Raw genomic sequence first — 9347 nt, forward strand, 5'->3', positions numbered from 1 at the left:
GGCCACGAGCCGGATCCGGGGCGCCTCAGACGGCCCGGTTGCGCCGGCGCGCGAGCTCGTCCGCCGGGTTGTGCCCGACGAGCGTCTCACCGGTGTCGATGCGCTCTCCGTGCAGCTGCGACAGGGCGCCCTCCACGTCCCGCCAGACCACACCGACGGCGATGCCGAAGACCCCCTGGCCGCCCTGGAGCAGCGCGTGGACCTCGTCGGGCGAGGTGCACTCGTAGACCGTGGCGCCGTCGCTCATCAGCGTCATCCGCTCAAGATCCCGGAAGCCGCGCTCGCGCAGGTGCTGAACGGTGGTGCGGATGTTCTGCAGCGACACCCCGGTGTCGAGGAACCGCTTGACGATCTTCAGGACGACGACGTCGCGAAAGCTGTACAGACGCTGCGTACCGGACCCGTGGGCCGGCCGGACGCTCGGCTCGACCAGCCCCGTACGGGCCCAGTAGTCCAACTGGCGATACGTGATGCCGGCGGCCGCACAGGCCGTCGGACCGCGATAGCCGATCTCCTCGGACGCCATGGGCGCCGCCCCTCCGCCGCCGGGAACGGCCATAGGTCGCTGCGGAGCGTGATCACTCGCCCTGCCGTGCGGAGGGTACCCCCCACTCGGGCGAAGCCGAGAGCTCGGGGGAGGGTACGGACCGCTCTCCCCGAAACCGCGTCCGGGGGCACCCCCAGCCGTACCGTCGCCGCTGCTTCTCACGCCGACCTCCGTCCTTGACCTGCCTTCTCGACGGTAGGCAGTCACCAAGGGTGCGTCAACGATCGCCACACTCGGCACGCCGGGTGATAATCACCCTAAGAGTGGTTTCCCACACCCCATCGCGGGGAAAGGCTAGCCGAATGCCGTGGCGGGGATCCGCATGACGCTCTCACTCGCCACTGGCACGTGCCGGGCCCCGGGGCGCGTTCCGGGCACACACCGGCCCGCCGCGGACCCCCGGTCCGCGCGGGCCGCCGCCGTTCACTGGCTGCTGCTGCCGAAGTCCTCCGGCGAGATCTGGTCGAGGAACTCCCGGAACTTCTCCACCTCGTCCTCCTGCTCGTCGGGGATCGCGATACCGGCGTCGTCGAGCACCCCGTCACTGCCGTAGATCGGCGTTCCGGTGCGCAGGGCGAGCGCTATGGCATCGGACGGGCGGGCGCTCACCTCGACGCCGCTGGCGAAGACCAGCTCGGCGTAGAAGACGCCTTCACGCAGGTCCGTGATGCGTACTTCGGTGAGCTCCTGGCCGACGGCCTCCAGCACGTCCTTGAACAGGTCGTGGGTCAGCGGTCGCGCGGGGGCCATGCCCTGCTGGGCGAAGGCGATCGCCGTCGCCTCCCCCGGCCCGATCCAGATGGGGAGGTAACGGTCGCCTCCCACTTCGCGCAGGAGCACGATCGGTTGGTTGGAGGGCATTTCGACCCGGACACCTACGACATCGAGCTCGTTCACACAGCAACCCTAGGCCGTGCCCGGGACGTTTGGGTAGTCGGGCCGTCCTCGCCCACGCGATCCGGCCGCCGCTCCCCGGGGCGCGGGCGATTCGGCGCTCGCACTCAGGAGCGCTTTCCCAGATGTGCCCCTACGGACATCACCAACCTGCCCTCACGGGCCGCGACGCCCGCTCGGCCGCCGCCGGACGGCCCACGCCTGTCCTGGCCTGGTCGGCCTGGTGTGGCCTGCGGCGCGGCATATCGGTGCGCCCTTATATCGGTGCGCCCTTATGGCCCCGCACGGCTCAGGGCCGCACCCCGAGTGCACTCCGCACCAACGCGGCGTGCAATTTCACCGTGAGCCCGGCCAGCTCCTTCGCCCGTGCCTCCGCATGGGTCCTCGTCTGCGGGTTCCGGTGCCGCTTCAGCGGCGCCACCACCTGGTCCACGAGCCCCGCCTCACGGTCGGCCGCGGCCTTCATCGCGCGCAGGTGCCGCGGCTCGATCCCGGACCGCCCCAGTTCGACGACGAGCGCCGCCACGGTGACCGCCTCGGCGTCGTACACGCCTTCCGCCACCGGGGTGACCAGCCCGTACGACTCCCACTCGGCAAGCTCCCGCTCACCGATACCGGCCGCCGCAAGCAACTCCGCCCGGGCGATCCGGGCCGCGGTGGGTTCGTCGGACACCTCGTCGGCGAGCACGGCCTCGCCGTCACGCTGCCGGCCCAACGCCGGCAGCCGGACCTGCTCACCGCGCTCCATCGCGTCGAGATGCTCACGGATCACCTTGAGCGGCAGATAGTGGTCCCGCTGCATCCTCAGCACATGCCCGAGCCGCTCGACGTCCCCCGGGCCGAACTTCCGGTACCCCGACGGCGTCCGCTGCGGCTCGATGAGCCCCTCCGACTCCAGGAACCGGATCTTGGAGATCGTGACCTCGGGGAACTCCTCGCGCAGCACATTCAGCACCGTGCCGATACTCATCAGCCCGCTGTCCGTGGCGGCGGCACCGTAGCCGGAGCCGCCGCTCGGTGTGTGACGCATGGAACTTCCCTCGGAGTTTCTCCGGACGGACTCCGGAGGAGGGTCAGATGGCCTGCCTGCTCGCGTAGAAGACGAGCCGGTACTTGCCGATCTGCACCTCGTCACCGTTCGACAGAGCGACCTGGTCGATCCGCTCCCGGTTGACGTACGTGCCGTTCAGGCTGCCGACGTCGGCCACCGTGAACGATCCGTCCGGGGCGCGACGGAACTCCACGTGCCGACGCGAGACCGTCACGTCGTCCAGGAAGATGTCGCTCTGCGGGTGCCGCCCGGCCGTGGTCAGATCACTGTCCAGCAGGAAGCGGCTGCCCGAGTTCGGCCCCCTGCGCACCACCAGCAGGGCGGAGCCCAGCGGAAGCGCGTCCACCGCGGCCTGCGCCTCGGGAGACAGCGTCGGCATCTGCGTCTGCCCGGTGACCTCGGCGTCGTACGCCTCAAGACCGCTGATGGAGATCGTGGAGGTCGTCTCGGACGGACGCTCGGGCGTCACTCCCGGTCGCAACGGCGCACCGCAGTTGGAACAGAAACGGCTGCTCTCCGCGTTGCGGTTGCCGCACCTCGTACAAACCAGGGCCGACATGGACGGATCCTCCTGCCGCGGCTGCCCCGCTGGGGCGTGGGACGCGTACGGGTCGGTGGAAAACCCTCCACCCGCACTTGAGGTCGACGGTTGCCCGAAACCTATGCCGCCGGCCTGGGCAGGGTCAACCGACGGCGCGCCCTGACCACCGGAAATGTCACCACCCGGACCAGCGACCTGGTCCCGGAACAGTGGGCGCTGGCCCTCCGCGTCAGGCTGTGCGCGATGCCGAGCGGTCGCGTTTTCGCGACCCTCTCGCGCGCTCTTGCCGAACAACTTCGCAAACAACTTCACGGGCGATTCCCCTTGACCGAAACAGACCCGCCCGTGGGGCAGGACGAACCCTGATTGCACACACTGGCCGAACCGGACATCCTCACAACGTCCGTATCCACCAGACAGTTTCCACCACGCACCACCCAATCGGTGCGGCGACCCCCCGCAACCTCATGCCCTCCGCGGACGTCCCCCATGCACCACCGGTTCACTGGGAGGACGACCGAGCGTAGTCAGGTCGCTCCACCGCCCGCAAGGCGTCGACGACGATCTTGTCCGACCGCTCGACAGTCACGGTGGCCTGCTCCTTCTCAAGCGTCTGCACCACGCCTCCTGGGATGTTGAGCGCCGGTTCGAGGTCCTGCGGCTTGCCGATGACCTTGAAACGATAGGGAGCGTTGATCTTGTTCCCGTCGACGCTCACACTTTCCCCGGAGTCCGTCAGGTAGGTGCTGGCGACGACCCGGACACCGTTCACCTGGATCGCCTCGGCGCCGGCCGCGCGCAGCTCCTGGATCGCGTCGAGCAGCATGTCCGACTCGACCGTCCCCTTCGTGTCGTCGATGGTCATCGTGATGCCGGGTCCCTGTGCCGCCACCGTGCCCGCCAGCACACCGAGTTGCCTTTCCTTCTCGATCGTCTGCCGCCGGGCCTCCTCGGCCTGGTTCGAGCTGTTCTCCAGCTCGTCCCTCTGGTTCTCAAGACCCTGCTTCTCGTCCTCAAGACGCTGAGTTCGGTCGTCCAGTTCATCGAGGATGCGCACGAGATCCTCCTGCCGGGCGCCGCGCAGGGCGCTGTCGCCGTCGCTGTTCGAGGCGACCTGCACCGCGAGGCCGAAGCCGAGGCCGAACAGCAGCAGGGCCACGATGAGTTGCGCGCGGGTGATCCGCGGCGGCCACAGTCCGTCGACGAGCCGCTGGCGCCCCGTGATCTCGGACCGCGTCCCCTCCCCGGCGGGCACCGGCGGTGACGTCGCGTCCGTCGCCGCCGCGGGCCCGGCCGGCACCTCCTCGGGGAGCTCCTTGCGCAGCCGGCTCCCGCCCGTCGTCCCCGAGGTCATCTCGCCGGTCCTGTCGTCCTGGTCGCTCATCGGCCTCACGCCCGGAAGACGTGCCGGCGGATCGCCGCGGCGTTGGAGAAGATCCGGATACCGAGGACGACCACGACACCCGTGGACAGCTGGGCGCCGACGCCCAACTTGTCGCCCAGGAAGACGATCAACGCGGCGACGACCACGTTCGACAGGAACGAGACCACGAAGACCTTGTCGTCGAAGATGCCGTCGAGCATGGCCCGCAGGCCACCGAAGACGGCGTCCAGGGCCGCCACCACGGCGATCGGCAGGTAAGGCTCGACCACCGCCGGAACCTCGGGCCGGACCAACAATCCGGCCACGACTCCCACGACGAGGCCCAGTACGGCGATCACGATGTGCCTTCCTCAGTACTCTGCTGTGCTGACTCGGTTATCGGCTGTGCTGTGCGGACGATCACACTCGGCGCGGCGGGCAGCCGCAGCTCCCCCTCCGTGGAGATGCTCGTCCGGATGCCGAAGCTCTCCTGCAGGGCATGCAGGTAGAGCCCGTCCGCGCTGTTCTGGAACTTCGTGCTCAGCTCCGCGCCGTCCCCCACCGCGAGCACCGTGTACGGCGGCACCAGCGGCCGGTTGTCGACCAGTATCGCGTCACCCGCGGCCCTGATCGCCGACAGCGCCGTCAGTCGCTGTCCATTGATCGAGACGGCCTCGGCACCCGACTCCCACAGCCCGTTCACCACGCGCTGCATGTCACGGTCACGCACCCGGCCCGTGTCGGAGAAGCCCGTCGTCCCGCGGGGGTCGCTGTCGCCGCCGGCGGTGGCCTCCTTGGCGTCGTTCACGACCAACTTCACGCCAGGGCCGTGCACTTCGGCGGCACCGGACAGGATGCCGACCAGGTCCGTCCGGTCACCGCCGCCACTCTGCTTGAGCGCCTGCCGTTGCCGGGCACTCACTTCGTCACGCAGCTTGTCGACGCTGCTCTCCAGCTCGTCGGCCGCCGTGGTCTCCCGGTCGATGCGGTCGATGAGCTCCTCGCGCTCCTTCGCCACGACCGGCGCCGCCACCCGCGCCTGCGCCGCGCCGACGGTGACCACCAGGGCCGCCAGCACCAGCCCGGCGGCGAGACCGAGCTTCGCCCGCAACGTCTTCGGCATGCCTCCGGCGGCCTTCTTGCGGGCCGCCGCCTCGGCGTAGCCGTCGTCGAGGCTGTGATCCATGACATTGGTGAGCAGCGACATGGACGCATCCGGGCGCGCGGGGCGCGCGGGTGTGCTCCGAACGGGGGGCTGCTGCGGCATGCCGCACATCGTCGCACGTCGCGGCCGCTACCTCCGAATGGCCCCACCGGCGTGCCGGACAGGCCCCCTTGGGGACACTTGTCCGGCACGCGCGCGTGCTGCTGGTTTACCGCCCGGCGCTGTCCACGACGGCCGCCCACTCATCGAGCAGCGCCTGCGCGGAGGCGTCGTCCGGCCCCTCCGCCCACAGGTGCGTGACCGCCTCGGCCGGGTCGGGCAGCACCATCACCCAGCGCCCGTCGGCCTCGACAACGCGCACCCCGTCCGTGGTGTCCACGTCACGATCTCCGGCCGCCTCGACGACGCGCCGCATGACGAGCCCCTTGACGGCCCACGGGGTCGCCAGATCCCTCTTGAGGACGTGCGCACGCGGGATACGTGCGTCGATCTGGCTCAGCGTGAGCTGGGTCCGCGCCACCAGGCCGATCAGCCGCACGAAGGCCGCCGTGCCGTCGAAGACGCTGCTGAACTCGGGGACGATGAAGCCGCCCTTGCCGTCACCGCCGAAGATGGTCGTCTCGTCCCGTCCGACCCGGGTCAGGTCGTCGGGGGACGTGGTCGTCCACTCGACCTGGGTGCCGTGGTAGGCCGCGACCTGCTCGGCGATCCTCGTGGTGGTCACCGGCAGCGCCACCCGCCCGCTGCGGCGCTCCGCCGCGACCAGGTCGAGCATCACCAGCAGCGCACGGTCGTCCTCGACGATGCGCCCCTTCTCGTCGACCAGCGACAACCGCTCGCCGACGGGGTCGAACCGCACACCGAACGCGGCCCGTGCGGACGCCACGATCTCTCCCAGGCGCACCAGCCCCGACCGCCGCGCGTCCGCCGACTCCGTCGGCCTGGACTCGTCCAGACCCGGGTTGATCGTCAGCGAGTCCACACCCAGCTTGCCGAGCAGGCTGGGCAGCACCAGCCCCGAGCTTCCGTTCGAGGCGTCGACGACGACCTTCAGGCCCGACTCGGCGATCCCGGTGGTGTCGACGTTCCGCAGCAGCGACCCGGTGTACGAGTCGAAGACGCTGGACGGGAAGTGCAGGTCCCCGATCTCACCGGGGAACGCCCGCCGGTACTCCTGACGCGCGAAGACCCGGTCCAGCTTCCGCTGGCTGGCCTGCGAGAGATCGGCGCCCTGCCCGTCGAAGAACATGATGTCCACGGAGTCCGGCACCCCGGGCGTGGTCCTGATCATGATCCCGCCGGCACTGCCCCGAGCCGTCTGCTGCCTGGCCACCGGCAGCGGTACGTTCTCCAGGTCCCGTACGTCGATGGCGCTGGCCTGCAGCGCGGAGATCACGGCGCGCTTCAGCGCACGGGCACCACGGGAGTGGTCACGCGCCGTCGTGACGGTGGAACCCTTCTTCAACGTCGTCGCGTAGGCGCCGGCCAGCCTCACGGCCAGCTCCGGTGTGATCTCGACGTTCAGGATCCCGGAGACTCCCCGCGCACCGAAGAGATGCGCCTGGCCCCGCGATTCCCAGATGACCGAGGTGTTGACGAAGGCACCGGCCTCGATCGTCTTGAACGGATAGACCCGCACATTGCCCTGCACGATCGACTCTTCGCCGATGAGGCACTCGTCACCGATGACGGCGCCGTCCTCGATACGCGCCGCCCGCATGATGTCGGTGTTCTTGCCGACGACACATCCGCGCAGATTGCTGTGCTGCCCGACATACACGTTGTCGTGCACGACGGCCCGGTGCAGGAACGCGCCGCTCTTGACGACCACGTTCGAGCCGACGACGGTGTGCTCCCGAATTTCCGCGCCGGCCTCGACCTTCGCGTAGTCGCCGATGTAGAGCGGCCCGCGCAGCACGGCGTCTGGATGTACTTCGGCGCCTTCGGCGACCCACACACCCGGTGAGATCTCGAAGCCGTCGATCTCGACGTCGACCTTGCGCTCCAGGACGTCGGCCTGGGCCTTCACATAGCTCTCGTGCGTGCCGACATCCTCCCAGTAGCCCTCGGCGACATAGCCGTAGACCGGCTTGCCCTCCTTCATGAGCTGCGGGAAGACCTCACCGGACCAGTCGACGGACACATCGGCCTCGACGTAGTCGAAGACCTCGGGCTCCATCACGTAGATTCCGGTGTTCACGGTGTCCGAGAAGACCTGACCCCAGGTCGGCTTCTCCAGGAACCGCTCGACCTTGCCCTCTTCGTCGACGATCGTGATGCCGAATTCCAAGGGATTCGGGACACGGGTCAGACAGACCGTGACCAGCGCGCCCTTTTCCTTGTGGAAGTTGATCAGTTCGGTGAGGTCGAAGTCGGTCAGGGCATCACCGGAGATGACAAGGAACGTGTCGTCCTTCAACGCCTCCTCGGCGTTCTTGACACTTCCGGCGGTACCGAGTGGCTTCTCCTCGTTGGCATACGTGAGCTCCATGCCGAGCTCTTCGCCGTCACCGAAGTAGTTCTTGACCAGTGAGGCAAGGAACTGGACAGTCACGACTGTCTCGTTGAGCCCATGCCTTTTGAGCAGCCGCAGCACGTGCTCCATGATCGGCCGGTTGGCCACCGGCAGGAGCGGCTTGGGCATGCTTGAGGTCATGGGACGAAGGCGCGTGCCCTCGCCACCGGCCATCACGACGGCCTTCATGTCGGAAGCGTCCTCCTCGAAGAGACGACGGTCTAGCCGACTTCACCCGTCCGAATTGTCCCGCACTTTTTCCTTGCGGGCCATCGCACCGCTTCGGCCGCGCAATCGACGAGCTCAATCGGCCGTGGCGTCCGCACGAACCAGACGGCGGACCTGCACCACGTAGAGGACTCCTGCCCACCAATAGAGGGTTGTACCCCATCCGGCGAACGCCCATCCGAAAATCGCAGCGAGTGACGCCAGCCACCCGCTTCCGTCACTGAGCAGCAGCAACGGGAAGGCGTACATCAGGTTGAAGGTGGCTGCCTTGCCGAGGAAGTTCACCTGCGGCGGCGGATAGCCGTGGCGTCTGAGGACGCCCACCATCACCAGCAGGACCAGTTCCCGCGCAAGCAGTACAGCGGTCAACCAGAGAGGCAGAATCTCACGCCATGTGAGCCCGACCAGGGTCGAGAGAATGTAGAGCCGGTCCGCGGCGGGGTCGAGGAGCCGGCCGAGGCTGCTGATCTGGTTCCAGCGCCGGGCCAGTTTGCCGTCCAGGTAGTCACTGATCCCGCTCAGAGCCAGCACCAGCAGCGCCCAGCCGTCACTCTTCGGCCCGCCGAACTCGGGCCTGAGGATCAGCCACAGAAACAGGGGCACGCCAAGAAGCCGGGCCATGCTGAGGATGTTCGGGATGGTGAGGACCCGGTCCGTCTGCACACGGGTCTCCTGGACCTCCAACCGGGGGCCTCCTGTCGAAAACGAGCCAACGATGCTCCCCGACCCTACCTCAACGCAAAAAAGCTCCGGCCCCTGGGCATGTGCCCAAGAGCCGGAGCTGTAAAGGTAGTTCGGCGGTGTCCTACTCTCCCACAGGGTCCCCCCTGCAGTACCATCGGCGCTGAAAGGCTTAGCTTCCGGGTTCGGAATGTAACCGGGCGTTTCCCTCACGCTATGACCACCGAAACACTATGAAGTTACGACCGGAAAAAACACAGTCGTTGCCTCAGAACTAACACAGTGGACGCGAGCAACTGAGGACAAGCCCTCGGCCTATTAGTACCGGTCAACTCCACACGTTACCGTGCTTCCATATCCGG

At 68.2% G+C, this 9347-nt stretch carries 9 protein-coding genes and 1 rRNA gene; all 10 read right to left on the minus strand.

The genetic code is table 11. The annotated features are described in order from the left end of the window. Positions 1 to 25: 25 nt before the first annotated feature. The 10 genes from ACIP2X_RS14955 to rrf all read right to left on the minus strand — a co-directional run bounded on the left by ACIP2X_RS14955 (position 26) and on the right by rrf (position 9213). The gene (locus tag ACIP2X_RS14955) at positions 26 to 709 is read right to left on the minus strand and encodes a MerR family transcriptional regulator (RefSeq protein WP_401672209.1); all 684 of its coding nucleotides are present in this window, start codon (positions 707 to 709) and stop codon (positions 26 to 28) included. Between the two features lie 261 nt (positions 710 to 970). Continuing rightward, entirely contained in the window at positions 971 to 1444 is a 474-nt protein-coding gene (locus ACIP2X_RS14960) for a bifunctional nuclease family protein (RefSeq protein ID WP_026281837.1), read from the minus strand. 286 nt (positions 1445 to 1730) lie between these two features. Beyond that, positions 1731 to 2471, minus strand: coding sequence for a MerR family transcriptional regulator (locus tag ACIP2X_RS14965; RefSeq protein WP_401672213.1), 741 nt, complete (start codon positions 2469 to 2471; stop codon positions 1731 to 1733). Positions 2472 to 2514: 43 nt separating this feature from the next. After that, complete coding sequence (locus ACIP2X_RS14970; RefSeq protein WP_401672215.1) at positions 2515 to 3474, minus strand: FHA domain-containing protein; 960 nt, start codon at positions 3472 to 3474, stop codon at positions 2515 to 2517. A 61-nt stretch (positions 3475 to 3535) separates the two neighbouring features. Continuing rightward, positions 3536 to 4417: a DUF881 domain-containing protein gene (locus ACIP2X_RS14975; RefSeq protein ID WP_401672217.1), complete on the minus strand. Its 882-nt coding sequence runs from the start codon at positions 4415 to 4417 to the stop codon at positions 3536 to 3538. A gap of 5 nt (positions 4418 to 4422) precedes the next feature. Continuing rightward, complete coding sequence (locus tag ACIP2X_RS14980) at positions 4423 to 4755, minus strand: small basic family protein (RefSeq protein ID WP_003988855.1); 333 nt, start codon at positions 4753 to 4755, stop codon at positions 4423 to 4425. Continuing rightward, positions 4752 to 5672 carry a DUF881 domain-containing protein gene (locus ACIP2X_RS14985; protein WP_401672220.1) on the minus strand — a complete coding sequence of 307 codons (921 nt, stop codon included), beginning with the start codon at positions 5670 to 5672 and terminating at the stop codon, positions 4752 to 4754. The genes ACIP2X_RS14980 and ACIP2X_RS14985 overlap by 4 nt, the downstream gene beginning before the upstream one ends. Positions 5673 to 5769: 97 nt before the next feature. After that, complete coding sequence (locus tag ACIP2X_RS14990) at positions 5770 to 8265, minus strand: sugar phosphate nucleotidyltransferase (protein ID WP_401672222.1); 2496 nt, start codon at positions 8263 to 8265, stop codon at positions 5770 to 5772. 114 nt (positions 8266 to 8379) lie between these two features. Further along, positions 8380 to 8988, minus strand: coding sequence for a CDP-alcohol phosphatidyltransferase family protein (locus ACIP2X_RS14995; RefSeq protein WP_401672224.1), 609 nt, complete (start codon positions 8986 to 8988; stop codon positions 8380 to 8382). 108 nt (positions 8989 to 9096) lie between these two features. After that, a 5S ribosomal RNA gene (gene rrf / locus ACIP2X_RS15000) occupies positions 9097 to 9213 on the minus strand. Positions 9214 to 9347 lie beyond the last annotated feature (134 nt).

The sequence above is a fragment of the Streptomyces sp. NPDC089424 genome (assembly GCF_044749345.1).
GTDB lineage: Bacteria > Actinomycetota > Actinomycetes > Streptomycetales > Streptomycetaceae > Streptomyces.

Coding starts and splice junctions, on each gene's coding strand:
- ACIP2X_RS14975 (WP_401672217.1), bottom strand. CDS start 4,417: ATGAGCGACCAGGACGACAGGACCGGCGAGATGACCTCGGGGACGACG.
- ACIP2X_RS14965 (WP_401672213.1), bottom strand. CDS start 2,471: ATGCGTCACACACCGAGCGGCGGCTCCGGCTACGGTGCCGCCGCCACG.
- ACIP2X_RS14985 (WP_401672220.1), bottom strand. CDS start 5,672: ATGTGCGGCATGCCGCAGCAGCCCCCCGTTCGGAGCACACCCGCGCGC.
- ACIP2X_RS14990 (WP_401672222.1), bottom strand. CDS start 8,265: ATGAAGGCCGTCGTGATGGCCGGTGGCGAGGGCACGCGCCTTCGTCCC.